Below are 25,012 nucleotides of genomic sequence, written 5' to 3'. Positions count from 1 at the left end.
ATGATCGCCGCATCAGCGCCTTTGGCAGGAGTATCGACGGCAATAACGAAAATACCGGCCTCTTTCGCCCGCTGAATAGCGGGTTCAATACCGGCTTCATCCACGGCAGAAATAATGATCAGGTCCATCTTTTGTTGAATAAAGGCGTCAATCTGGGTGTTCTGGTTAGCAAGGTCGACCTGTGCATCCTGCACGTTGAGGGTCGCGCCAATTTCCGCCGCCGCTTTTTTGGCGTTTCTTTCCATCGCCGAGAAGAAGGGGTTAGACATGTCCTGAACCATTAAGCCGATCCGGGCGATTTTTTTCGCGCCGCTGTCGGCCGCCGCTGCCGGTGTTATCAGCGCAGGCAAGGTCGCAAGCGCCGAGGCTAATGCGATGGACAACCCTAATTTACGAAATGTGTTCATGCAATTCTCCTTTATTCAACTTCTTGTAGGTCGGTACAGTCGGGTAAGGGATATCCGCAGGAATATTCCCTGAGAGTGTTTGCAATTTATTTTGTCGGGCAATAAAGCCCGACGAGTACAACGCTGAAATTAATTTCCCTGGTGCGGCGGCGTTATTTTTTGCCTCCACAACCGCATGACTGGCGAATAACTAACTCCGCTGGCACGCGTAATTGACAGGCAGAAGGATCGCCTTTTGTGCCCTCTTCTGCTTTTATTAGCCGGGTCAGCATCTCTGCCGCGCGACGGCCTATTTCTTCACTGTTCTCATTAAGCACCGTCAACGGCGGGTTTAATAATGGCGCCCAGTCAAATTCGTCATACCCCACCACCGCCATATCTGTTGGGATAACAATCTGGCGCTGCTGGAGCTGCTTTAACGCACCAAGCAGCAATGGGTTGTTGCCGGCAATCAGCACGTCGGGCAGCGTCTCAACCCCGGCGAGATAGTGGCCCAGCATTTCTGAGGCAGAGTGGGCGTCGTTTTCGGTTTCCAGCACGGTCAACGCCGCGCCGCACTGGCTGGCGGCATCGCGGATCCCGCGTTCGCGCTCAAAGCGGGTGGTCCAGCGCGTGGGATAGATTAAAAACAGCCAGTCACGGTAGCCGTGTTCCGCCAGATGGCTGCCCACCTGCTGACTGGCGTGGTAGTTATCCGTCGTAACGCTTGGAAAAGGGTGCTCTCCACACGGTGGCGAGTCGACGAAGACCACGGGAATTTCCCACTTCTCCAGTAGCTTCAGGTTTTCCGGTTTTAGGGTTACGGTGGAGATCACCCCTGCCATGCGCGATTCAATTAATCGGTTGATCATCCGGTCTTCTTGCGCCGGGTCCCATGCGCCATTCACCGCAATGTCGCCAAGCACGACCGTCCAGCGGGAGGGCTCCAGAACATGCTGAATGCCTGACATCAGGTTGAGGTAATAGGAGTTGGAAGCATGCGCGGTAACCACCGCCACCGAGTCCCGGCTGGAGCGACGCAGCTCCTGAGCGGCACGGTTCGGCACATAGCCCAGCTCGCGGGCGGCTTTCAGCACCAGTTCCCGGCTCTCGTCCGAGACCCCTTCCCCACCGTTGAGGGCTTTCGAGACCGTAAACATCGACAGCCCCGTCGCCTGGCTTACATCCCGCATTGTCGCTTTGCGCATTTCTTTTCTCCATTGCTGCGTCATAAACGTTTATTGTGGCAACCTAAACGTTTAGGTCGTTAAACATAAACGTTTAGGTTTGTTAGATCAGTGAGCCATTTCTCGTTTTTCGATCTTTATTGATGTGGCGCAATAATGGCGTGATGAGGAAGATAAGACGGGGTGAGTGCGGTAGCCCGCCCTCACCCCTGCGCTCTCCCAAAGGGAGAGGGAATTGATTTGTAGCCCGGATAAGCGTAAGCGCATCCGGGAAGCCCTGTCAGAAGAAATACTTAAAGCGTACCCGCGCGCCGTAGCGGTCCTGCGAACCTTCGTCGCCGCCCTTCTCATTCAGCCATGACCAGTACGTCCCCAGATAGATATTAAAGTTCTGCATATCCATAATATTGGGGATCTGGTAAGACGCATGCAGCGTGTGAATATCATAGGTGCCGGTATCGGTTATCCAGCAGCCGTCGTCACACTCCGCCAGCGCGCGCTGATCGAACTGCTCAATCTTGTTGTGCGCATAGATATACCCCAGCTCAAAGCGCTTCCACAGGGCGTTGACCCCGGCTGAAAAGTCCTTCTCCCCCGACGCGTCCAGATACGCGGTGTTCAGGTTAAGCACAACGCCATTATCCGGATCGTTTTTCAGGCCGTTCCAGGTCAGTACCGCGCCGTAGCCGTTGCGTTTTGACTGATCGACCCAGCTCCCCTGCTGGTTGTAATAGCCGTAGGCGTTGTTCACCAGGTTTGATTCCATCGCGGCGGAGAGGCTTAACGCATCCTGCGTCCATGAAATCACCGGGCGGACATAGACCACGTTTTTATCGTTGGTCAGTTTACGGCCATGATAATTACCGTCGACAAACAGCGAGCTGCCGTTTTCCACCAGCGTATTCACTTCGAAATACCAGTTATCAAGTTGCTTGCTGACCAGGAAATTACCGCCGGAATCGGAACGCCCCCGCGCCTCTTTCATCATATAGATATAGCCGTGGCCGTCGTCATAAAGATCGTTGGCGGTATCGCCAGAGTGCTGAATAAAGGTGTCCTGATTCAGCGGGAACATATCGAAAGCTTCGAAACGGCCAATTTTAATTTTCCAGTCGTTCTCCCGGCCAAAGAAAAAGGCGGCGTCATCTAAATTCATCGACCCGGTCATATCGGCGAGCGGCTGGGCGGTAAAGCCCGCAAAATGGCCGTTGTCGAGAGTGCGATAACCGTCAAAGCCCAGCAGAATCCGCCCGTTAATATCCCACTTCTCGTTGTCGTTATCACGATCGCCAATTAATGCCCCTTTGCGGCTTTCCGCGTCCATATTAAATTCGACATCGCCGTAGAATTTCAGATCGCCAAAACCGCTCAGTTTCAGCGAGGGGGCGGCCCGGTTATTCTGCGTCTCGGCAGCGGGCGTGGCGCTGACCACCGCCACGGCGGGTGCGGCCTGCGGGGCAGGCCCGGCCTGTTTAAGCTGGCGAATCTCCTTTTCCGCGTTCTGCGCCCGGGTTTCGGCGGCCTGTAACCGCTGCTCCAGCAGCAGCATTCGCTGTTCCAGCGTGGCAGTCGAATTCTGCGCCCAGGCCGCAGGCGCGGCCAGCGCTCCCCCGATAAACAGGGCTATCACTGTTTTTTTCATTATCGTGTCCATTATATAAAGTAAGAGGTATAAATTTTTAATTGTTGCCGCGACCGAATATCAGATGCGAATAGCCGCATCTGATATTCTGGCTTTATTTATAACGTAACGACTCAGACGTTATTTACAGACGATAGGCAAAACGATATTCACCGGAGCCGACAGTGGCCTGGCATTCATTATTAATGGCGGAGAACGCAATATTATCCGTCGCCATTAACTGACACTCCGCAGGTAAAATAACCGTGGCGCGGGTGTTATGCGGCACCGTCACGCGCAGCACGACGTAGCGCTGCGTATCACCGCCAGGCTCCACCTGCCAGTGAACGACAATATCGCCATAGCCGGAGCGGTAGCGGGCTTTCAGCCATGTCAGATCGCCGCCAATCACCGGCTTGATGCGGATATGCTTAAAGCCTGGCTGCTCCTCGTCGGTATCAATCCCTGCCGCCGCCCGGTAGAGCCATTCGCCAATCGCGCCATAGGCGTAGTGGTTGAACGAGTTCATGTCCGGGCTCCACATTGTGCCGTCCGGCTTGATGCCGTCCCAGTGCTCCCAGATAGTGGTCGCCCCCGCCTTAACCTGATAGAGCCATGACGGGAAGTCATCTTTAAGCAGCAGTTGCCAGGCTTCGCTGGCGCGGCCATTTTCGCTGAGCGCGTGGCAGAAATAGGGGGTGCCGACGAAGCCGGTCACCAGATGGCCGTCATGCTCCGCCAGCAGCTCCACCAGCGTATCGATAGTCCGCGCCCTGAACGCATCCGGCACCAGGTTAAAGTAGAGCGCCAGAATGTGCGCCGTCTGGGTGCGGGCCGCCAGCCGCCCGGTGGGGGTAAAGAACTCCCGCTGGAAGCTGTCCACGATATCGCGGTGCAGGGCGGAATAGGTCTCATAATCCGCCTGGTTCCCCAGCGCTTTCGCGGCTTTGGCGAACAGCAGCGTCGACCAACTGTAATAGGCCATGCAGGTAAGATCGTTGGGCGTCGCGCCAAAATAGCTGCCCTCTTTGGCATCCAGCGCCACCCAGTCGCCAAATTGCAGCTTATAGCTCCACTTGTTGTCCACCGCGTGGGCGCGCATAAACTCGATCCAGGCTTTCATGCTGGGGTATTGCTGGCGCAGCACCTCCTTGTCGCCATACATCAGGTACAGCGTCCAGGGGTTGATCACCGCCGCGTCCGCCCAGGCCGCCGCGGAATGCGTCCCCTGTGATAGCAGCCAGTTGTCATCACATTTTTTGCTCAGAATATCCGGCACCACATGGGGGACGCCGCCTTCGGCGGTCTGGTCGTAATGCAAATCCCGCAGCCACTTGGCGAAAAAGTTGCGCGTCTGCATTAAATAGCTCGCGGTACGGCAGAATATCTGCGCGTCGCCGGTCCAGCCTAAGCGTTCATCGCGCTGGGGGCAGTCGGTGGGCACATCCACAAAGTTGCCTTTCAGCCCCCACAGAATGTTGTGATGGAGCTGGTTAAGACTCGGGTTTGAGCAGGCGAACTCCCCGGTGGGGGCCATGTGCGAGTGCAGCACCACCGCGCTGAAATTCTCCGCGTTGATCTCGCCGGGCCAGCACTCAACATGAACATAGCGGAACCCCTGGAAGGTGAAGCTGGGGTGCCAGGCCTCCTCCCCCGCTCCGCTGAGGGTGTAGTCGATCCGCTGCTTCGCGGTGCGCAGGTTATCAAGATAGACGTTGCCGTCGGCGTCCAGCACTTCAAAGTGGCGCAGCGTGACTTTATCCCCCGCCCGGCCCCTGACGCGAAATGCCACCCAGCCGGTAAGGTTCTGGCCGAAATCAATAACGGTCTCCCCCCGCGGGGTAACAATCAGCGCCTGGGGGGCCAGGGTGTCGATAGCCTGTACAGTGCTGGCTCCCTGGGCGTGCAATACGCCTTTATTCCCGGCAACCACCTCCGCCTGCCGCCACCGGGCGGTGTCGCAATCCACGCTATGCCAGCCGGGTATTTCCCGGCGCGCGTCATAGACTTCGCCGTCATAGATTTCCGAAAACAGCACCGGTGAATCAGTCCCCAGCCAGCTTGCATCGGTGCCGTAGCGGCGCTGGCTGCCATCGCGCAAGGTGACCACTATCTGGCAGATAAAAGCGGTGCGATCGCCGTAATAGTTGCGTTTACGGTTGAAGCTCATATCGCCCTTATACCAGCCCGCGCCGACGCTGGCGGCAATGGCGTTGTCGCCCACGGTCACCAGCGCGGTAAGATCGTAGGTCTGGTAAAGCAGATGGTGATGGTAGCTGGTCCAGCCGGGGGCCAGCTCATCCTGCCCCACCTTCTGGCCGTTAACGTAGAGCTTATACAGCCCCAGCGCGCTGGCGTGAACAATCACCGAGGCGACCTCGGCGGCATCCTCAATGGCGAAGGTGTTTCTGAGCAGCGTACCCTTCGAGGAGTCTTTCTCCTCTGGCCCCTCGACGGAGATAAATTCCGCCTGCCACTGGTCGCCCGGCAGGCCGCTAATAAAGCCCGCAGCCTCGCTCCAGTCGCTCTGCTGACCGTGGTTATCGCTGATTTTCACCCGCACGAAGTACCAGACGGAGGGGGCCAGTTCGATGCCGCTTAAGGTGATATTTTGCGACCGATCGTCCGCCACCTTCCCGCTGTCGAAAACAATCTGGCTGAACGCCGCATCGCGGCTAAGCTGCAATTGCCAGCTTGTCTGTTCAACATTTTTCCTGTCGCTGTTAATCGCCCACCCGACCACCGGCATGGATTCAACGCCGTGAAGTTCCGGCGCGTAATTCAGGGTCACGTTTTGAATCGTTAACATCCTACTGCTCCCGTTAGTTTTCACCGACAAAGCGGCTGTTTACTTGCGAACCATCGTTATTTGCCGCCACCATTTCCGCTTCGGCATGGAACTCATTGCGCTGCTTGCCGTGGAAGCAGAGCCAGGCGATAAACAGACCGATGCCGACCGTCGAGGCGAGCATGCCGTAGAGCGCCATCGGTCCGGCATCGAGGATCACCGGGGTGACGAAAGCCAGCAGGCCGCAGGAGAGCCGCGCCACGGCGACAATAATGCCCTGCGCCGTCGAGCGCAGCATGGTCGGGAAAGACTCCTGCGACCACACTTTCATGATCCCTTCAAAGGCCAGCCCATTACCCATATTGGTAAACAACATGCAGCAGAACCAGGCGGCAGGAGCAAAATTAAAGGCCATCGGCAGGGTATAGCCGCCCACCAGCAGTACCGCGCCGAGAATAAAGAACGGCATTCGTTTAGGCGTATCGACAATGCGCATAAACAGCAGGTTGAAGGCGATGCCCGCAGGCATCACCAGCAGGTTCCACAGGGAGTGGGTGCTGACGGAGATCCCCACCACGTTCACCGCCACGTAGCTGCCAAACTGGCCGCCGGTATTAGCCGCCAGGTTGGTAAAGGCGTAGAAGATGGTCAGCGCGACGAAGGGCCACAGATATTTGCCGCGCAGCAGATCTCTGTACGAGGTGTTCTGCGCCCGCACGGTGGTAAGACCCCGGCGCAATTCATCCCGGGCCGCCAGCCACAGGGGCGACTCGGGAATAGACCAGCGCAGCACCAGCAGTACCAGCGCCACTACGCCCACATGCAGGTACATGATTTGCGCCCCGACCCGGCCCCATTCCCCCACGATAGCGCCGATGCCGACCGTAGCGGCGATGCCGGCGGTCCACAACAAGTTAGAGAGGCCGATGATTTTGCCGCGGTTTTTATCCGATGCCGCCTCGGAGATGGTTGCCAGCGATACCGGTAAATCCGCGCCGGTGGCTAAACCGATCAAGAGCGTGCCGGTGAGCAGCAGGGGGAATGTCTGGCCGAAGGCCAGCAGCAGCGTGCCGACGATGATCATCGCCATGGTGATAATAAAGACCTTGCGGCGGCCTATCCGGTCGCCAAGACGACCGCCGGTAAATGCCCCGATGGCAATACAGAGCGTTAACAGCCCGGAAAGAATGCCAATTTCCGCAGCCGTAGTACCGATGGTTTTCTGATAAATAACCAGCGCGGTACCGTTCGAGATAATAGCGGCTGAATCGATATATGACGCCATCCCCGACACCACCCCGATATACCAGGGGTTAGGGGTTTTCTTGAGTGACATAATATTATCCTTTTTTTATTTATATCAGGGTTTACAGAGGCGAACCCTACATCAACGACATAGTTACCCGGCCTGTTTATTACAATGAAACATCACTTGCGCAAATTACACGCGCAACCGCCCTCCGCCCTGGCATGTAATGTCAGGACGATTTTTAAAATGGCTGGCCTTATCCTAGCGCGTTAATTTACGCTCCTGAGAAGGCGTATAGCGAAACTGCTTTTTATACGTTTCGGCAAACCGGGTGGTATTCACAAAACCACAGTTTATCGCCACTTCATTGATCGTCTTATCGGTAGTGCGTAATAATTCCTGGGCTTTTAATAAGCGAAACAGCAATTGAAATTTAGCGGGTGTATAGCCGGTCACCTCTTTGATAAAGCGAAACATGGTGCGTTTGGTCATCCGGCTTTCATCACACAGGTTCTCCCAGTTAATATGCCGCAGATAATTATGCTTGAGCGAATTAATCAGATATTTTCGCCCGCACGCGTCCGCATGCTGCCGCGATGTCTTCCTGCGCGTGCGCTGACACAAAGTATCAAGGATGCCCAGCACCGCCGCCTCCGTGGCCGAGAAGTAAAGATCATCAAATTCATCGTCTTGCCTGCTATTAACGACATGGCTCAGGGCGATGATTTTATCCAGGTCCTGCTGTGACAGCGAAGTGTCGAAGGTATTGCGCAGGTGGTTATTTTCTTTAATTTTGTCGATTAACACATCCGTATTTGCCAGAAACAAAAAACGCCGCTCTTTGCGAATCAGCACGTTAATAATCGAAAGGTTATTGGTTGAAATATAGCTATGCGTATCATTAACCGACACAAAAAAGAAATCGCCTTTATAAATAAACTCAACGCTGCCGTTAACAATATGAAAACCGCTGCCTTCTCTGACAATAACAATTTCATCAAAATCATGCCCGTGCACCTCTTCCATGTTTTGCCTGCCCAACATAAAAAGGCAGAAGGCGTGTCTGTCCGATAAAAAGAACTCCTGGCTTTGCAGAACCTTCATAGTGTCACCATTTAATAGTTGACCTCCCGCGCCTTGAATATCCTCCCTGTTATCGCCTTACTCTTTCATTATTTTTATGATAATTATTTTCACCTGAGCCTTATTTATGACCATTTAACAACATTAGTTATGCCAAGTCTACACAGGGCGGTGGCACTCAGACGTAATTCGCCGTGATTCAACCTTCATTTTTTAGCTTGTTTCGCAAAATAAAGCGGCCCGCCGTTTATTACCCTACGTTTTGTAAGCGTTAAGCCCGCTTTTTTGTCCGCCCCTGGCTACACTACTTGCCATCGACCGGACGCAGAGCAAACGGGAGCCGCAATGGAGTCACAATTTCACTGGATTAATGAACCGGCCGAATGGCGCGTGGAGAATAATGTTTTACAGATGATTACCGGGGCGAACACCGATTTCTGGCGCGACACCTGGTACGGCTTTACGCGCTTTTCGGGACACTGCTATGCCACCGAAACCGCCGGGGATTTCACCTTTCAGGTAAAAGTGCGCGCCGATTTTTCCGCGCTGTACGACCAGGCGGGCATTATGCTGATGGCGGACGAGCGCCACTGGCTAAAGGCGGGGATTGAGTATAACGACGGCGCGCCCGCCATCGGCAGCGTACTGACGCTGGGGCGCTCCGACTGGGCGACGGGCGTTTTCCCCGGCGATGCGCGCTGCTTCTGGCTGCGCCTGACCCGTAAAGGCGATGCGCTGCGGCTGCAATACTCCACCGACGGCGCGCGCTGGCCGCTCTTGCGGCTGTGCCCTTTTCCGGCGGGCAACGTTAAGGTCGGGGTAATGTGCTGTACGCCGGAGCGCGGCGGGCTGGCGGTGGCGTTTGAGGAGATGCAGCTTACCCCGCCGCTGGAGAAGGCGCTGCACGATTTAAGCTAAGCGTTAAGCGGCCTCGTCCAGCCGCTTTACCAGGGTAGTGAGGTTAAGGTCACCGTGCCTGCGCACCGTGAAATCATCCACGCTGAGCAGAATCAACATTAACCCCCGGCCGCTCTCCAGATCCGGGGCCATCTCCTCTTTGAGCTGCAGGCGCGCCGTCGCCAGCCGTTCGTCGGGGAAGGCTTTGCCACCGTCGGTGAAGCAGACGCGCGCCTCCTGCGGGTTAACGGAAAAGGTGACGGCGAAGGCGCGGCGCGAGTCCTCATTCAGCCCGTGGCGAATAATATTGGTCGCCGCCTCGCACACCGCAAGATCGAGGGCGAATCGCCACGCGTCGCTAACCGGCAGCGACGCCGTCTGCGCCCCAAGCCACGCGGCCAGCGGCGACAGCGAGGCCAGGCTCGCCGTCAGGGTGAGATCCTTTCCCATAGCCGGTCAGGGCTGCTGCGCCAGCGCCGTGGCGCGGTCGGAGCAGATGCGGAAAATGCGGTCCATGCGGGTCAGGGTGAACATATTGCGGATGCCGGGATTAAGGGCGCAGAGCGTCATCTCCCCTTTGCCGTTCATCATCTTGAGCAGCGAGACCAGCGTGCCAAGGCCGCTACTGTCGATAAAATCCACCTTGCTGAAATCGATAATCAGGGCGCGCGGGGCATCGCCAATCTGCTCGCTTATCGCTGTTTTAAACGCCCCGGCGACGGAGGCATCCAGCCGACGCACCGCGGGGGTAAGAATCGTCACGTTGGACTGATGTTCTGCATCGATATTCATCGGTTTTCTCCTGTTCGCTCAATCAGCAACAGCGAAACATCGTCCGCCATCGACTGCTGTTCCGGGTTCTCGGTACTGCGCCAGCCGGTAAGATGCTGGCCGAACTGCGGCAGAAGCGTCTCAATGGCTTCGCCAGCATGGGCCTGTAACCATTGCTGCAGCCGCTGCGGGCCAAACTGTTCGCCCGCGGCGTTTTCACATTCGGTGATGCCGTCGCTGAAAAGACACAGCCGCTCGCCCGGCGCCAGCGAAAAGGCGACATCCTCCCACTGTAGGCCGGGCATCAGCCCCACCGGCGCGCCGCCGCTGCCAACGGTTTTGACCGCGCCCGTCGGGGTGACAATAAACGGCGTAGGGTGACCGGCCTGACACAGCCGCCCCTCCCCGCTTTGCAGATCAACCACGCCGTAGATCATGGTGAAATAGCTCATCACCTCCGCTTCTTCACTGCAAAAGCGGCTGTTGAGGATGCTGACCACCTCCGCGGGCGAGGCGATCGCCCCCTCCGGGGTAAAGAGAAAACGCTCCACCGCCCGCCCGTGTAAGAACTGGCGGGCCACCGCCAGCGACATCATCGCCGCGCCAACGCCGTGGCCGGAGACGTCAACGCAGTAAAAGCCAAGATGGTTATCCAGCCCGAAGACGTTAAAGATATCGCCGGAGACCCAGGCGGAAGGCAGAAACAGCCAGTCGGCGAAAAAGCCGCCGTAGCGCAGCTGGTGTGCGGGCAGCACCGACTGCTGTATCCGCGCCGCCACCTGCAAGTCCTGCTCAATCTGGCGCAGCGCCTCGCTGAGACGCGCGTTGCGCGCGGCAAGGGTCGCCTCCAGCGCCAGAATCCGCGCCCCCGCATGCAGGCGGGCGCGCAGCTCGCTCTGGTTCACCGGCTTGTTGAGAAAATCATCCGCCCCGGCGTCAAACCCCTGCGCCAGATCGTCCGCATTCTCCCGGGCGGTGAGCAGGATCAGGTAGACATAATGGCCAAACTGCCGCTCGCGGATCTCCCGACACAGCGTCAGACCGTCCATCTCCGGCATCTCCCAGTCGCTTATCACCATGCTGACCGGCGAGGCGGCCAGCACCGCCAGCGCATCCACGCCGTTCTCCGCCTCGCTGACGCGATAGCCCCACTGCGCCAGCATCCGCGCCAGCAGGCGGCGGTAGACCGGCGAATCTTCAACGACCAGCACATGCGGCTCCATCATCGCGCCTCCTTACAGCGGCAAAAACCAGATCAGGCTGATCGTGCCTTCACGGAATTTTGCATTGCCGCTCTGATGGCCGGGATAGCGCGTCCCGGCATAGTTAGCGTACTGCACAGAAAACGAGCCCGGCGTGTAGCCCGCGTAACCGAAGCTGTAGCTGTAGTCGCCGTTCCACGGCTGCTGCTGGCTGCTGTCTGGAAACCAGAACGCCGTGGCGCGCACAAAGAAGTGCTGCTTAAAGGTATAGCCGCAGCCGCCCAGCATGACGTTTTTATCCTTGCGGATATCGTTGCTGCTTAAGTCGTAGTAGCGCGGCACCCAGCTATAGCCCACCTGGCAAATAATGGAATCGCCTTTATTTATCAGCAGCTTATTTTCCACCGGTTTCGGCAGGGAAAATTTGTACGCCAGAGTGAACGCCCCCTGTTCAAAATAGGTGTGGCGACGGTTGCCGGAGGTCCAGAAATAGTTATCGCCATAGTTGCTGTAGACCAGGCTCCAGGTGTTGGCGTGCCAGTCGTCATAGCCAAAGCTGTAACGAAAGTTGGCGGTGTAGCGGCTGGCATCCGTCACCGGCAGGCGGGAGGTAATATTGGCGAACCAGAAGCTGTACGGCGAGAACTGTAAGCTCAGGTTGGCGGTCTGGTTGATCTTTTTCTTCTGCTCCGCGCTGTCCGAGCCGTTCGGGATGGTGAGCTGCTGCTCTTTTAGCCCGGAACTGAAACTCAGCGCGCCGGAAAACGGCTTATCGTTGCCGGAAAAGAGCCGTCCCCAGCGGCTGGTAAATACCCCCGCCTGTACCGGCTCGCCTTTACTGTCGCGCAGCGGCATCTCATCGTCATTTTTTGCCGCCTCTGCCGCATTCGCCGCGCCCGCTACGCTAAGTAACGCGCAGGCGAGTAACCATTTTTCCCGCATACCGCCATCCTTTAGTTAGGTATCCAGCGCGCGGCGACATTGTATTTCGCCATCAGCCATAACACGCCCAGCGCAGCCGCGTGAACGCAGGTGTTCACCAGCCACGCCTGCCGCCACAAATCAAAACTGACAAACTGGCTTACCGCCAGCACCACATACACATGCAAAATAAAGGTGTAGAGCGAGTGCTGGCCCAGCGGAATTAAAAACCACCCCGCCAGCCGGTAGAGCGGCGTCCAGCACCAGGTCAGCAGGAGATAGACCGTCACCATCAGGCTGATATCGTTAAGTACCCTTATCGGCCCAAGCCCGTTTTTCGCCGCCCAGGTGTGGTAAAAGGCGTTGAAATCGGCAGGGGGAATGACATGCATCAGCAGCGCGGGCGGCATAAAGGGGTTGGTATGGTTCTGAGCGACAAACCCCAGCAGCAGCGCCACCACCACCAGCGCCGCCACGGTAATTTTGCCCGGCGGCGTGCGGGCAAGGGAGAGCAGCTCCTCCTTGTACCAGCCGCAGCTCATGCCGAGGACGAAAATAAATTGCCAGGCCAGCAGGGGAAAAGCGAACTCGAACTCAGCGGCGGTAACGCGTACCGGCCAGCGCTGATAGAGGCCGTAAACCAGCAGGGAGAAAGCCAGTAGCCAGTAGACCCGCCCCTGTTTCAACATCCACAAAAAGAGCGGGCTGAGTAATAGCAGGCAGATATAAAGCCCCAGAATCTGCGTCTGGTGCGGCCCTATCTGCAAATAGAGCACGATGTTAAACCACGTCTCTTTAATTTGCGGCGTGACCGGATAAAGGGACCACGAGGTACCAGAAAAGCGATCGGTAAAATGTGTGACTTCAAACACATTTATAAAAGGCAAATAGCTCAGTAGCAAAATAGAAAGGATGATGATGATATTTACCCGATATATTTTCCACGCCCGCAGATACAACCCCCAGGAAATGGTGAGGAGCACAGCTTTTTGTAATCGGGCGCGATTGAGCATTCCCAGCATAAACCCGGAGAGAATAACAAAACCTTCGGCCCCGGTTGTCAGCCCAAAACGTTCCCAGGTAAATATATTAAATATCGACATCACTTCGGTATGCGCCACCACCATCATTACCAGCGCAATACCGCGCATCATGTCGATACGTAAGTCCCGGCGATCGGTTAAAGAATAACGCCAGGCCGTTGTTTTCAAAGCCTCTTTCTGCGGCATTGCTGGCGCTATATGACTCATAAGCTTACCTGTCCTTTTTCGAAGATAAACTCCCGGTAAATTATTTAGATAGCTTAAAGACGCGTTTCCGGCAATATTTCGTCTTGCAACCCGAAAGTAAATATTAAGTTTTAATGATATTTAATTAAGCGACACTAAATTTGTTAAATGCGCGCTGGGTGGACACTTTTTTTCTGCCATCTACACTTACATTACTTTTTGTTTTACCTGGATGTTATTCGCCACGCAGCGTAAGGCGTTTGCCCGTGCGTATTATTAAATTCTGCATCATTCCGGGATCAGGATATGGGTAACTATGGGTTTTTATTTTTCCCGCTTTGAAGATCGCCAGCCGCCTGAACCGCTAAAAACGCCTCGTTGGGTCATGATCGCCTGGCAAATATTAGCGGTAGCCGCACTTATTCTGGGGGCAAATTATATTTACTGGCGCTGGACGGCCTCGCTTAACACCGATGCGCTGTGGTACGCCATTCCGCTGGTGCTGGCGGAAACCCTGGCGTGGATAGGCACCGTGCTGTTTACCATCAACCTCTGGAAGGAAGAGGACCCGCCGCAGAACCCGCCGCCTGCCGATATCAACGACTGCCTGGAGGCGCAGGAGGCGGTGGAGCCGAGGCCGCTGAAAGTGGATCTGTTTATCGCCACCTACTCCGAAGATGTGGAGCTGGTGCGGCTCTCCATTCGTGACGCGGTCAAAATGGCCTATCCGTTCCCGCTCGATTACCGGGTGCATGTGCTGGACGATGGTCGCAGGCCAGAGATGAAGGCGGTCTGCGAGGAAGAAGGGGTTAATTACATTACCCGGCAGAACAACATCGGCTATAAAGCAGGCAACCTGCGTAACGGCCTGGAGCAGACCGACGGCGATTTTATTGTCATCTGCGATGCCGATACCCGTGTTTTTCCGACGCTGCTCAGCCATACGCTGGGCTATTTCCGCGACCCTGACGTCGCCTGGGTACAGACTCCCCAGTGGTTTTACGATCTGCCGGAAGGGGAAAACCTGGCGCGCTGGCTGAAGCGGAAGATGGGCGGCGCGGGCTTCGCGCTGGGCTGGCTTGCCCAGAAGGTTGTCGGCCCGGTTACCGTGGGGCGCGACCCGTTTTTCAACGATCCGCGCATGTTTTATGACGTCATTTTGCGCCGCCGCAACTGGGCCAACGCGGCCTTCTGCTGCGGGGCCGCTTCGGTTCACCGCCGTGAGGCGGTAATGCAGGCGGCGCTGCGCAGCTACGTCTGGACGGTGGAAGAAGAGATCGATCGCCACACCCGCGATATCCGCGACCCCGTTACCCGGGAGGCGTTACAGGACGCCATGCGCCCGCATGTGGTGTACGACACTGAGCTGACGCCCTATAAATTTCACGTCTCGGAAGATATCTACACCTCGATTCTGCTGCACGGCGATGCGGCGCGCCGCTGGCGCTCGGTGATGCACCCGCGAATCGAATCCAAAATGCTTTCGCCGCAGGATATGCTGACCTGGATGATCCAGCGCTTTAAATATGCCGCAGGCTCGCTGGATATCCTGTTTCACGACAACATCTTTAGCCGTCGGCGCTTTAAGCTCTCCCTGCCCCAGACGCTGATGTACGCCACGACCTTCTGGTCCTATATGGCCTGCGTCTGGAACACGGTGTTTCTGATTTCGCCCATCGTCTATCTTTTCACCGGTATTCCGCCGGTGTCCGCCTGGTCGACGCCCTTTTACCTGCATTTTCTGCCCTTTTTTATCTTCTCGGAGCTGGCGTTTATGTTCGGTACATGGGGGATCTCCGCCTGGGATGGCCGGGCCTCTTACCTCTCCTTTTTCTCGATGAATCTGCGGGCGCTGAATACCGTCCTGCGCGGGGAACAGATTAAATTTCATGTGACGCCTAAAGAGCGGCAGGCTGGCCGCTTCCTCTACCTGGTGAAGCCGCAGATCGCCATTGTGCTGCTGACCCTGACGGGGCTCATCTGGGGCGGTATTCAGGTGGCGCGCGGCCAGGTGGATGACCCGTCGGGCTATGTGATCAATATTTTCTGGGGCGCGGTCAATATCGCCGCCATGCTGCCGCTGATCCTCGCGGCCATGTGGACGCCCGCCGACGAGGAGGCGAGCGAATGAGAAACCGCGACGCGCTGCTGTCCGCCCGCAGCTATATCACCATTCTGCTCGGCTTCCTGCTGGGGTTCGCCATCGTCGTCTGGGTGGAAAAGCAGATGCCCACGCGGGTTGAGAGCAGCGCGGGCATGGCGCTCAGTAACGACTTTCCGCCGCTGCCCGCCTCGCGCGAGCTGACCTTCGACGAGGCCATCTGGGCGCGGGTAGCCTGGCAGTATTACGTTAACAATACCCAGCCCAACGGCCTGGCGAACGCCCATGACGACGAGCCGTGGTTCAGCCTGTGGAGCACCGGCAGCTACCTGCTGGCCATGACGGCGGCGCAGCAGCTAAACATCCTGTCGTCCGCCGAGTTCGATGAGCGTGTCACCGCCGCGCTCTTTACACTCAGCCAGCTTCCCCTTAATGACCAGGGCGTACCTGCTTCTTACTACCATGCCGACACCCTGAAAATCCTCGGCAAGCCCGACAGTTCGGCCATCGGCATGGGGCGACTGCTGGTGGCGTTGCAGACCCTGCTATGGCGCTATCCGCAGCATGCGGCGGCCATCCGCGACCTTTTCAACCAATGGCAAGTGGGCGCGTTGATTGCGACCAACCCCGCCACCCAGGCCGCCGCGCCGCTGCACCACTGGGCGCTGGCCACCGATGAGCCGCGTAACAGCTTCGGCTACCGGCTTTATGCCAGCCATACGCTGCGGCTGATTGACAGCGCGGCAGGGCTGGCGGTCACCAACCCGCCGCAGGGCCAGCAGATGATCGATATCGACGGCATTATGGTGCCGGACGAAGGGCTGCGTACCCCCTGGGGGCGGCAGCCTTCGCTGATCAGCCTGCCCTACCTGCTCACCGGGCTGGAGCTGGGTTTCGATGCGCAAAGCGCCGAAATCGCCTGGCGGATTATGCAGATCCAGCAGCGCCGCCACAGCCTGCGGGTACGCAAGCCGCCCATCAGCACCGACTACGCCGAGCCCGCGCCGGACTATGTTAACGACCTGCCTAACCGACAGCCGGTGGACGCCAGCGCCCTCCGCGATGCGCCGCCGGAACAGCGCGCCATCACCTCCACCCGCTCCGCCTTCGCCTGGTACGCGCTGTTTCGCAACAGCTGGAGTGAAGCGCTGCGCCAGCAGGTGCAGACGCTGCAGGTGCCGGGCAGAGGCTGGCAGCGCGGGCTGAATCTGAATAACAGCGTCAATGACGTTATTGATGCCGATACCAACGCGGTGGTGCTGGAAAGCCTGGCCTATATCGCCCACGGGCAGATGCTCTGTCTGGCCTGCTTTGGCCCCAAAACTTTACCCACTTCGTCAGCAGGAGCTAAGCCATGAAGCTGAAATCTTTACTCTTTTTCCCCCTTCTGGCCGGGCTCATGGCGTGCTGGCTCTCGCTCTCTACGGCACAGGCCGCGTCCGGGCTACCGGCATCGGATTTCCAACCGCGCAGCGGCGAACTCACCGCACAGGAGATGGCGATAGCCAAAAACGCCTGGCAATATTTTGTCGCCAACTACCAGCCCACGACCGGGCTGGTTAACGCGGTTAACAAATATCCCTCCACCACCATGTGGGATAGCGCCTCTTATCTTGCCGCCCTGACAGCGGCGCGCGAACTGGGCATTATCGACAAGGCCGAATTCGACCGGCGGATGCTGAAAATTCTCGCCACGCTGAACACCATCTCGCTGTTTCGTAACGAGTTGCCTAACAAAGCCTACAACACCGTTACCGGGCAGAAGGTGGACTACCTGAACAAACCCGGCGAAATTGGCTTCTCGGCGCTGGATATCGGCAGGATGCTGGTATGGCTCAAGGTGATCAAAGAGCGTTACCCGGAGTATGGCAACAGCGTTGACAACGTGGTGCTGGGCTGGGATTTCAGCCACGCGGTGGACGCCTGCGGCACGCTGCATGGTGCCTACCTGGAGAACGGCCAGCCTAAATATGTGCAGGAGGGGCGGCTGGGATATGAAGAGTACGGCGCGGCCGGCTATCAGCTGTGGGGCTTCAACACCTGCCAGGCCAGCCGACCGCAGCCTTATGAGCTGGCGGAGATTTACTGTGTGCTGGTGCCTTACGATTCACGCGATCCCCGCCAGACCTTCCAGCATAACTATGTGGTGACCGAATCGTACCTGCTCTACGGCCTGGAGTTTGGCTTTGATAACCCGACAGACCGGGATAACAGCCCGCGCGACTACTCCCACCCGTGGATGAAAAACTTTGCCGATCGGGTCTATCAGGCGCAGGAGAACCGCTACACCATTACCGGCATTCTGACCGCCCGCTCCGAGCACCAGCTCGATAAATCTCCCTACTTCGTTTATGACACCGTCTTTAGCGACGGCTTTAACTGGAACACCATCACCGATAAGGGGCAGTACGTCCCCAATTCCGCCGCGGTATCGCTGAAAGCGGCGCTCGGCATGTGGGTGCTGTGGGATTCCCCCTACACCGACCGCCTGTTTAAAGCCATTGAAAACGCCAACGAAGAGGGCAAAGGCTATTACGAAGGGCTGTATGAGAACGGCGACGGCCCGATCAAAGAGTTCACCGCCAATAACAACGGCATCATGCTGGAGGCGCTGCTGTTTAAAAAAGAGGGCAAACTGCTGCAGTTCAACACCGATAACCCCAAAAACCGCGACTTTGCTCCGTCGCTGTGGGACAAAAAGCTTGTCGATCTGTTCGAGGAGAACAACACCCGGCGCAACCGCCCATTCCTGAACATAACGCCCGGCGTGAAAAACTGGTGTGAACAGACCGGGACAACGATGCGTACCCGCCCCGCCTGTCAGGCCTGCCAGTGCGCCTCCTGTAACGCCGATGAACCCGTTAAACTGCCTCCGGTAACCGCGCAATGTTTAAAACAGTAGGCCGCTGGCTCATTGTCGTACCGATCATTGTCTTCGCCGCCTTTGCGCTGTTTAGCGAGGGCGGCGCGGGGTGGCGCTGGCTGACCAAAGGCGGCTGGCACACCTCTGCCCGTATCAGCAGCCTGACCCCGCAGGAACAGGCGTGGGCGCAGATCGCCTGGCGCTATTTCGTCAACAACACCCAGCCGCAGACCGGGCTGGTGAACGGCAGCGATAAACAGCCACGCGTCACCCTCTGGCAAATGGGCGATACCCTTATCGCCCTGCTGGCGGCAAAAGAGCTGGGACTGGTGAAGGAGCCGGAGTTTGACGCCCGCCTGACCCGCCTGCTGGGCACCCTCAACCGTCTGCCGCTGACCGACGCCCGTACCCCCGGCAGGCTTTACGCCAGCAACACCGCCGCGATTGTCGATTTCAGCGGCAAGCCGGTAAAAAGCGGCTGGTCGGCGCGGGATATGGCGCGCCTGATGCTGGCGCTGCGCCTCACCGCCGAGCGCGCGCCGCAATACCGCGAGTATCTGGACAAGATTGTGCTGCGCTGGAATTTCTGCCCGGTGATGGATAGCGAAGGGGAACTGTGGTCTTCCTCAATACAAAACGGCCAGCCGGTACTGCGCGAGGAGCTACGGCTGGGTGAGAGCGAATATGCCGCCACCGCCTTCCGTCTGTGGGGATTCCCCGCCGGAAAAGCCCTGACCCCGCCGTCGCGCAACGTGATCGTTTACCAGCGTAAGCTGGCGGTAGATGCCCGCGACCCGCGCACCACCTGGCAGCCTTCGCTGCTCTCCACCCTCCCCTGGATGCTGCCGGGGCTGGAGTTTGGCTGGCAGCCGCCCGGCCTGACCGACGACCTCCGGCGCACGCTGCGTACCCAGGCCGAGCGGGTCTCGCTGAGCCAGCAAACGCGCTGGGAGCAGGACAAGGTGCTTACCGCACGGGCCGATTTTAACGTCGCGCAGGCCCCGTGGCATGTGGAGGACACAGTCTGGGGGAACGGCTACGCCTGGAACACGCTGGGGGACGACGGCAAGTACTATCCCCGGCTGGCGCAGGTGACCACCAAAGCGGTCTTTATCCTGTGGGTACTGTGGGAAAACAGCTGGACCGACGCGCTGATGGCGGTGACGGAACATCTCAATGACCCGCAGCGCGGCTGGTTTGAAGGGCGCGTCGAGGCCACCGGCGATATCAATACCATGGTCACCCTCTCCACCAATGCGATGGTGCTGGAAACATTATTCTACAAAGCCAACGGCGGCCCCCTGTTCCGCGATGGCCTCATCGCCGACGACAGCTATTTTGTGCGCCGCACGCGGGATGAATTCAACCCGCCCGGCCTCTGCCTCCCCGGTGAGCCTGCAACAAGGAGCGCCCGATGAAATTCTACCGCGACCTGTTTGACGCCAGCCTGAGCAGGGTCTTTCCCAATGACGAGAAGAGCGCGTTTTTTAACGCCTTTTACGCCACGTTCCGCCATATGTCGCCGGAGACGGAGAGCCACTTCTCCCGCCTGGCGGGCGATGAGGGGCGGCAGCTGCTGTTTAAAAGCTTCTTCGCCATGCTGGCGGTAGACGGCGTGCTGTTCGTCCCCGATTTTCTTGAGCGGCTGGCGCGGGAGCAGAATACGGAAGGCTTGCGCCTGCCGCCGCGCTTTTTCGCCCTCTGGCGCGAGGCGATGCTCACCACCGTGCGCCAGCGCGATCCGCAGTGCGACGAGGAGATCCTTACCGCCTGGGCGATGGCGATTGCGCCGGGGCTGGAGTATCTACGCCGCCAGGCGGAGCTTCACTATCAGGCGAAGGGGGAGTAATGGCATCCACATCCTGGTACGACCTGAACGCCCTGCCGGTGGCGGTGATGATTTACGACCGCGATGAGCGGCTAACGGCGTGGAACGACAAGGTGACACAGCTCTACCCGGTTATCGCCCCGTGGCTACAGGCGGGAGCAACCCTGGAGAGCCTGGCGGAAAAGTTTATTGATGCCGCCTACAACACCGACCCGGGCCGTCGGCAGACGCTGCGCGAGGCCATTATTCGTAACTGCCGCCAGGATAACCACTGCGAAGTTCGCCAGGCGGGCCAGCGGCGGGTTTACGTCCAGCACCAGCGGCTGGCGGATGGCGGCATCGTCAGCCTGCACAGCGATATCACCCTGCTGGACGCCGCCCGACATTCCCGCCAGCAACTGCACGAGGATTTTCTGCTCACCGCCGAGACCATTCATATCGGCATCTGGGACTGGCAGGTGTCGCAGGACAATTTACAGGTCAACGATACGCTGCTCTCGCTAATCGGCCAGTCCCGCACCCACTGGCAGCACCCGTCCCGCTTTCTGCTTAACCTGGTGCATGAGGAGGACCGGCCGATTCTGCGCCAGGCGATGCTGACCTCCCGCCAGCACCATATGCCGGTGTTCGAATGCGAGATTCGCGTGCGCCACCAGGCGGGAGGCTGGCGCTGGATGCTGCTCTCCGGGCAGGTCATCACCCTGAATATGCAAGGCGAAATGGAGCGGGTTATCGGCACCCTACAGGACATTACCCGTCGCAAAGAGGCGGAGCTGCTGGCGATTAACGCCGCCAAACAGGCGCGCGAGGCGAACGAGGCGAAAAGCGCCTTTCTGGCCAATATGAGCCATGAGATCCGCACGCCGATGAACGGCATTCTGGGGATGACGCAGCTCTGTCTCGATACCCCCCTGAGCGGCGAGCAGCGGGAGTACCTCTCGCTGGTGATGAGTTCGGCGCAGTCGCTGCTGCACATCATTAATGACATCCTCGACTTTTCCAAAATAGAGGCGGGAAAAGTGGTGTTGCAGGAGGAGGCGCTGGAGATTCGTCCTTTTATTCAGGCGCTGATTCGCCCGCATATGCCCGCCGCCACGGAAAAAGGGGTGGAGTTGCTGGTGGATATCGACCCCGCCGTGCCGCAGGTGGTGGCGGTGGACAGCACGCGGCTGCGGCAGATCCTGACCAACCTTCTGGGCAACGCCCTGAAATTCACCCATCAGGGCGAAGTGCTGCTGGCGTTAGCGCCAGCGGACAACGAAGGCGAGTGGCGTTTTCGGGTGCGCGACAGCGGCATCGGCATACCGGCGGAAAAACAGCAGCTGATTTTTGAGGCCTTCAGCCAGGCCGACAGTTCAACTACCCGGCGCTACGGCGGCACCGGACTGGGGCTGACCATCTCTGCGCGGCTGGTCAGCATGATGGGCGGCAGCCTGACGGTGACCAGCGAGCCGGGGGCGGGCAGCGAATTCTCCTTTACTCTGCCGATGGCAAGCCAGGCCGCGACGGCGGCCCACGCGCCAGCCCCTGCCCGCTTTAACGGCGAGCGGGTGCTGGTGGTGGATGACAACAGCACCAACCTGCGGCTGCTCGATACCATGCTCCGGCTGATGGGTCTGACGCCGGTGTGCGTGAGTAACTCCCGCGACGCGCTACAGCGCACCGTGGCGGAGCCTTTTTTCCCGGTGATGCTGCTGGACGCGCAGATGCCCGATATGGACGGCATCTCGCTGGCGCTGGAGCTGTCGGTGCTGCCCCAGGCGAGCCAGAGCCGGATAATCATGCTGAGCTCCATGAGCCGCCATTTCGACGCCAGTATGCTAAAGCGCATTGGCATCTCCCACTATCTGCACAAGCCGGTGGCGCAGAGCGAACTTCACCAGGCGATCGCCAGCGTGCTGACGCCGCTCCCCCGCCCTGCCGCCCCCGTCCAGACGCCGCCGCCGGTGGCTCGCCCTGTGGGGGACGGGCTGCGCATTCTGCTGGCCGAAGACAACGTGGTAAACCAGAAGCTGGCCCGCCGTCTGCTTGAGCGGCTCGGCCACCGCTGTGAGGTAGTGGACAATGGCCGCGCCGCACTCGACCACTGGCATGCGGCGCAGTGGGACATCATCCTGATGGATTTGCAGATGCCCGGCATGGACGGTGAGACGGCGATCCGCCTGCTGCGCCAGGAAGAGAAGACCCGCGGCGAAGGCCACCAGCCGGTTATCGCCATGACCGCGCACGCCATGCAGGGCGACAAAGAGCGCTGCCTGGCGATGGGCTTTGATGGCTATATCGCCAAGCCGGTTACCCAGCAGGCGCTTGCTGATGAACTGCAACGGGTCGCCGGGGGCGATGTTGATGACGATGGCCTGCCGACCGAGGCCTTTCTACTTAAGCAGTGCGGCGACGACGGCGAACTGGTCACCGAACTGCTCGGCCTGTTCGGCGAGGGGCTGGAGACCATGACCGCCGCCATTGCGCAGGCTATTGCCCGCGGCGATCGTGAGGCGCTGCGCCGGGGGGCGCATAAGCTGCGCGGCGAGGCGGTGGCGCTGGGGTTCACCCGCCTGAGTCAGCTTTTACAGCAGCTGGAGAGCCAGGCGCAGGCCGCCGACAACCACACACTCGCTCACCTGCGCGACGCCCTGCGCCAGGAGCATCAGCGCGCCGGGGCGTGGCTGCGACAACGGGAGAGAGAATATGGTACGTAATGCCGCCGTCCTGCTTTTGTTTATCAGCGCGCTGGCGCAGGCGACGCCGCTGCCGGTGACCTGGTCGCTGGCGGGCAACTGGCAGGTTGAAGACGCCAACGCCCCGCCCGCTGACGCCCCGCGCACTCTGCGGGTGCCCGCCAACTGGTACAGCGCCGGGTACGATCATGAGGGGGCGCTGTGGTATCGCCACGGTTTCACCCTGCCCGCCCAGGCAGACGATACGATGGCAACGCTGGTTTTCGACGGGGTGGACTATTTCGCTGAGGTGTCGTTAAACGGTAAGGCGCTGGCCCGCCACGAAGGCTATTTCCAGCGGTTTTCCGTGGACGTCAGCGACGCGCTACGCCGCCACAACCGGCTGGCGGTGAAAGTAGACAGCCCGCGGGAAGATCCTAAAACGGTGTGGCCGCTGCATAAAAAACTGATCAAAGGGGTACTGAACCAGCACGATACCCGTCCGGGCGGTGCCTGGTCGCCGGAGGGGCAGGACGCCAACTCAGGGGGCATCTGGGCGCCGGTGAGGCTGCATCTGAGCCGCGGCGTAGTGATTGATGAGGTTATCCTGCGCCCGGACTGGCAGCAGGGGCTAACGGCGCCGACGCTACAAGCGGAGATCCGCTATCGCGCCAGAACGGCGGGCCCGGTGACCCTGCGCCTGACCGCCACGCCGGATAACTTTAACGGCCAGCGTTATCAGCAGACGTTTGCGGTGACGCTGGACAACACCGACCGCGCCGTGCGCAGCGTGCGTGTTTCGCTGCCGATGAAGGGGGCGCGGCTGTGGTGGCCGGTAGGGACAGGCAAGCCGCATCTCTACCGGGTTCGCGCCTCGCTTGCAGACGCTCAGGGGCTGATGGACACCGCCGTCACCCGTACCGGCCTGCGCAAAGTGGAAGAGCAGCCGGATAACAAAGGCTGGAAGATTAACGATCGGCGGCTGTTTGTGAAGGGCAGCAACTATATTGGCTCGCCGTGGCTTAGCACTATGACGCGGGCAAAGTACCGCCGCGATTTTCAACTGGTAGAGGCGATGAACGCCAACGCCATACGGGTGCATGGCCACGTGGCGGGCCGCGCGTTGTATGACGTGGCGGACGAGATGGGGCTGATGATCTGGCAGGATGTGCCGCTGCAGTGGGGCTATGACAACAGCCCGGCCTTTGCGGACAACGCCGCGCGCCAGACCCGCGAGATGGTGGAGCAGTTCGGCAACTCCCCGGCAATTGTGGTCTGGGGCGGCCATAACGAGCCGCCGTGGAACTCGCCGTGGATGGAAAAGCGCTTCCCCGACTGGAATAAAGATCTTAACCGGGCGCTGACGGAGCGAATAGCGGACACGCTGGCGGAGGACACATCGCGCATTGTGCACCGCTTCTCCGCCGTGGAGGAGCACTACTGGGCCGGATGGTATTTCGGCAGCGTGCGCGACCTGCTCGCCCCGGCCAAAACGGCCATTATTACCGAATTTGGCGCGCAGGCGCTGCCGCGCATGTCGACCCTGAAAACCATCATTCCCCCGGCGGAACGCTGGCCGAAAACCACCGCCGCCGACGATCCCGGCTGGACGAAGTGGAAGTACCACAACTTCCAGCCTTTCCAGACCTTTAAGTTCGCCAACATTCCCCGCGGCGAGAATGTGCAGGCGATGATCGACAATACCCAGGCTTACCAGGCGAAGCTGGTGGCGACGGCGGCGGAGAGCTATCGCCGCCAGCGCTACCAGCCGGTCACGGCGCTGTTTCACTTTATGTTCGTGGAGACCTGGCCGTCGATTAACTGGGGGGTGGTGGATTACCTGCGCCAGCCCAAGGCGGGCTACTACGCCCTGCAGCGGGCCTACCAGCCGCTGCTGCCGTCGATCGAACCGGTAACCGCGGACTGGCAGGCCAACACGGCGGGCACGCTGCGGCTGTGGACGGTGAATGATAGCGCCTCCCCCTGCACCGCCTGCCGCCTGCAATGGCGGGTGTCGCAACGCGGTAAACTGCTGCTTAAGGGGGAGCAGACGCTAACTATCCCCGCCGACTCCGGCCAGATGGTGCAGGCGCTCAGCATCACCCCACCCCGGCCAGGCACGCTAAAAGTGGCGTTCTGGATTGAGGATAACGCCGGTAAGGTGGTGGGCAAAAACCAGTATGAGGAGACGGTGACGGAGGGGGGTAAGGGTGAGCGCTGAGCCGCCTG

19 protein-coding genes are annotated in these 25,012 nt (G+C 59.0%); 8 read left to right on the top strand and 11 right to left on the bottom strand.

What is annotated here, in order from left to right:
- The 6 genes from ENTHG_RS15875 to ENTHG_RS15850 form a co-directional block, all read right to left on the bottom strand.
- A partial coding sequence (locus ENTHG_RS15875; protein ID WP_044181715.1) for a substrate-binding domain-containing protein occupies nt 1–407 on the bottom strand: 407 nt, incomplete at its 3' end.
- Between the two features lie 152 nt (nt 408–559).
- Entirely contained in the window at nt 560–1,594 is a 1,035-nt protein-coding gene (locus tag ENTHG_RS15870) for a LacI family DNA-binding transcriptional regulator (protein WP_044181712.1), read from the bottom strand.
- 259 nt (nt 1,595–1,853) lie between these two features.
- On the bottom strand, nt 1,854–3,215 hold the full coding sequence (locus ENTHG_RS15865; protein WP_044181709.1) for a carbohydrate porin: 1,362 nt from the start codon (nt 3,213–3,215) through the stop codon (nt 1,854–1,856).
- Nucleotides 3,216–3,339: 124 nt separating this feature from the next.
- Entirely contained in the window at nt 3,340–6,003 is a 2,664-nt protein-coding gene (locus ENTHG_RS15860) for a glycoside hydrolase family 78 protein (RefSeq protein ID WP_044181704.1), read from the bottom strand.
- Nucleotides 6,004–6,016: 13 nt separating this feature from the next.
- Entirely contained in the window at nt 6,017–7,318 is a 1,302-nt protein-coding gene (locus ENTHG_RS15855; RefSeq protein WP_044181702.1) for an MFS transporter, read from the bottom strand.
- Between the two features lie 174 nt (nt 7,319–7,492).
- Entirely contained in the window at nt 7,493–8,335 is an 843-nt protein-coding gene (locus ENTHG_RS15850; protein WP_044181698.1) for a helix-turn-helix domain-containing protein, read from the bottom strand.
- Nucleotides 8,336–8,659: 324 nt separating this feature from the next.
- Here ENTHG_RS15850 and ENTHG_RS15845 point away from each other — a divergent pair, with 324 nt between their 5' ends.
- Complete coding sequence (locus tag ENTHG_RS15845; protein WP_044181696.1) at nt 8,660–9,232, top strand: DUF1349 domain-containing protein; 573 nt, start codon at nt 8,660–8,662, stop codon at nt 9,230–9,232.
- 3 nt (nt 9,233–9,235) lie between these two features.
- Here the strand turns inward: ENTHG_RS15845 and ENTHG_RS15840 are convergent, their stop codons facing one another.
- Genes ENTHG_RS15840 through opgC form a run of 5 tightly spaced genes read right to left on the bottom strand, consistent with a single transcriptional unit; the run spans nt 9,236 to nt 13,355 of the window.
- Nucleotides 9,236–9,661 carry an ATP-binding protein gene (locus ENTHG_RS15840; RefSeq protein WP_044181694.1) on the bottom strand — a complete coding sequence of 142 codons (426 nt, stop codon included), beginning with the start codon at nt 9,659–9,661 and terminating at the stop codon, nt 9,236–9,238.
- A gap of 6 nt (nt 9,662–9,667) precedes the next feature.
- The gene (locus ENTHG_RS15835) at nt 9,668–10,003 is read right to left on the bottom strand and encodes an STAS domain-containing protein (RefSeq protein ID WP_044181690.1); all 336 of its coding nucleotides are present in this window, start codon (nt 10,001–10,003) and stop codon (nt 9,668–9,670) included.
- On the bottom strand, nt 10,000–11,208 hold the full coding sequence (locus ENTHG_RS15830; RefSeq protein ID WP_044181688.1) for a PP2C family protein-serine/threonine phosphatase: 1,209 nt from the start codon (nt 11,206–11,208) through the stop codon (nt 10,000–10,002). Before ENTHG_RS15830 ends, ENTHG_RS15835 begins: the two co-directional genes overlap by 4 nt.
- 9 nt (nt 11,209–11,217) lie before the next feature.
- Complete coding sequence (locus tag ENTHG_RS15825) at nt 11,218–12,126, bottom strand: hypothetical protein (RefSeq protein WP_044181685.1); 909 nt, start codon at nt 12,124–12,126, stop codon at nt 11,218–11,220.
- Between the two features lie 11 nt (nt 12,127–12,137).
- Nucleotides 12,138–13,355, bottom strand: coding sequence for an OpgC domain-containing protein (opgC, locus tag ENTHG_RS15820; RefSeq protein WP_044181682.1), 1,218 nt, complete (start codon nt 13,353–13,355; stop codon nt 12,138–12,140).
- Nucleotides 13,356–13,650: 295 nt separating this feature from the next.
- On the opposite strand from opgC, the gene ENTHG_RS15815 reads away from it, so the two are divergent.
- The 7 genes from ENTHG_RS15815 to ENTHG_RS15785 are packed head-to-tail and all read left to right on the top strand — an operon-like array spanning nt 13,651 to nt 25,004.
- Nucleotides 13,651–15,465, top strand: a complete 1,815-nt coding sequence (locus ENTHG_RS15815) for a glycosyltransferase family 2 protein (protein ID WP_044181679.1) — start codon at nt 13,651–13,653, stop codon at nt 15,463–15,465.
- Complete coding sequence (locus ENTHG_RS15810; RefSeq protein ID WP_044181676.1) at nt 15,462–16,793, top strand: DUF3131 domain-containing protein; 1,332 nt, start codon at nt 15,462–15,464, stop codon at nt 16,791–16,793. Before ENTHG_RS15815 ends, ENTHG_RS15810 begins: the two co-directional genes overlap by 4 nt.
- Nucleotides 16,790–18,337, top strand: a complete 1,548-nt coding sequence (locus ENTHG_RS15805; protein WP_044181672.1) for a DUF3131 domain-containing protein — start codon at nt 16,790–16,792, stop codon at nt 18,335–18,337. The genes ENTHG_RS15810 and ENTHG_RS15805 overlap by 4 nt, the downstream gene beginning before the upstream one ends.
- Nucleotides 18,322–19,716: a DUF3131 domain-containing protein gene (locus ENTHG_RS15800; RefSeq protein ID WP_044181669.1), complete on the top strand. Its 1,395-nt coding sequence runs from the start codon at nt 18,322–18,324 to the stop codon at nt 19,714–19,716. The genes ENTHG_RS15805 and ENTHG_RS15800 overlap by 16 nt, the downstream gene beginning before the upstream one ends.
- Nucleotides 19,713–20,147: a globin family protein gene (locus ENTHG_RS15795; RefSeq protein WP_044181666.1), complete on the top strand. Its 435-nt coding sequence runs from the start codon at nt 19,713–19,715 to the stop codon at nt 20,145–20,147. The genes ENTHG_RS15800 and ENTHG_RS15795 overlap by 4 nt, the downstream gene beginning before the upstream one ends.
- Entirely contained in the window at nt 20,147–22,825 is a 2,679-nt protein-coding gene (locus tag ENTHG_RS15790) for a response regulator (protein WP_044181663.1), read from the top strand. Before ENTHG_RS15795 ends, ENTHG_RS15790 begins: the two co-directional genes overlap by 1 nt.
- A complete protein-coding gene (locus ENTHG_RS15785; RefSeq protein ID WP_044181660.1) occupies nt 22,815–25,004 on the top strand; it encodes a glycoside hydrolase family 2 protein in 2,190 nt (729 codons plus the stop codon). Before ENTHG_RS15790 ends, ENTHG_RS15785 begins: the two co-directional genes overlap by 11 nt.
- Nucleotides 25,005–25,012: the final 8 nt, after the last annotated feature.

The sequence above is a fragment of the Phytobacter massiliensis JC163 genome (assembly GCF_000321045.1).
Taxonomy (GTDB): Bacteria; Pseudomonadota; Gammaproteobacteria; order Enterobacterales; family Enterobacteriaceae; genus Phytobacter_A; species Phytobacter_A massiliensis.
This window is presented reverse-complemented; position numbering and strand designations above follow the sequence as displayed.

What these genes read in the sequence shown, in the direction of transcription:
- ENTHG_RS15870 (WP_044181712.1), bottom strand. Translation starts at nt 1,594, where the DNA reads ATGCGCAAAGCGACAATGCGGGATGTAAGCCAGGCGACGGGGCTGTCG.
- ENTHG_RS15865 (WP_044181709.1), bottom strand. Translation starts at nt 3,215, where the DNA reads ATGAAAAAAACAGTGATAGCCCTGTTTATCGGGGGAGCGCTGGCCGCG.
- ENTHG_RS15860 (WP_044181704.1), bottom strand. Translation starts at nt 6,003, where the DNA reads ATGTTAACGATTCAAAACGTGACCCTGAATTACGCGCCGGAACTTCAC.
- ENTHG_RS15855 (WP_044181702.1), bottom strand. Translation starts at nt 7,318, where the DNA reads ATGTCACTCAAGAAAACCCCTAACCCCTGGTATATCGGGGTGGTGTCG.
- ENTHG_RS15850 (WP_044181698.1), bottom strand. Translation starts at nt 8,335, where the DNA reads ATGAAGGTTCTGCAAAGCCAGGAGTTCTTTTTATCGGACAGACACGCC.
- ENTHG_RS15845 (WP_044181696.1), top strand. Translation starts at nt 8,660, where the DNA reads ATGGAGTCACAATTTCACTGGATTAATGAACCGGCCGAATGGCGCGTG.
- ENTHG_RS15840 (WP_044181694.1), bottom strand. Translation starts at nt 9,661, where the DNA reads ATGGGAAAGGATCTCACCCTGACGGCGAGCCTGGCCTCGCTGTCGCCG.
- ENTHG_RS15835 (WP_044181690.1), bottom strand. Translation starts at nt 10,003, where the DNA reads ATGAATATCGATGCAGAACATCAGTCCAACGTGACGATTCTTACCCCC.
- ENTHG_RS15830 (WP_044181688.1), bottom strand. Translation starts at nt 11,208, where the DNA reads ATGATGGAGCCGCATGTGCTGGTCGTTGAAGATTCGCCGGTCTACCGC.
- ENTHG_RS15825 (WP_044181685.1), bottom strand. Translation starts at nt 12,126, where the DNA reads ATGCGGGAAAAATGGTTACTCGCCTGCGCGTTACTTAGCGTAGCGGGC.
- opgC (WP_044181682.1), bottom strand. Translation starts at nt 13,355, where the DNA reads ATGAGTCATATAGCGCCAGCAATGCCGCAGAAAGAGGCTTTGAAAACA.
- ENTHG_RS15815 (WP_044181679.1), top strand. Translation starts at nt 13,651, where the DNA reads ATGGGTTTTTATTTTTCCCGCTTTGAAGATCGCCAGCCGCCTGAACCG.
- ENTHG_RS15810 (WP_044181676.1), top strand. Translation starts at nt 15,462, where the DNA reads ATGAGAAACCGCGACGCGCTGCTGTCCGCCCGCAGCTATATCACCATT.
- ENTHG_RS15805 (WP_044181672.1), top strand. Translation starts at nt 16,790, where the DNA reads ATGAAGCTGAAATCTTTACTCTTTTTCCCCCTTCTGGCCGGGCTCATG.
- ENTHG_RS15800 (WP_044181669.1), top strand. Translation starts at nt 18,322, where the DNA reads ATGTTTAAAACAGTAGGCCGCTGGCTCATTGTCGTACCGATCATTGTC.
- ENTHG_RS15795 (WP_044181666.1), top strand. Translation starts at nt 19,713, where the DNA reads ATGAAATTCTACCGCGACCTGTTTGACGCCAGCCTGAGCAGGGTCTTT.
- ENTHG_RS15790 (WP_044181663.1), top strand. Translation starts at nt 20,147, where the DNA reads ATGGCATCCACATCCTGGTACGACCTGAACGCCCTGCCGGTGGCGGTG.
- ENTHG_RS15785 (WP_044181660.1), top strand. Translation starts at nt 22,815, where the DNA reads ATGGTACGTAATGCCGCCGTCCTGCTTTTGTTTATCAGCGCGCTGGCG.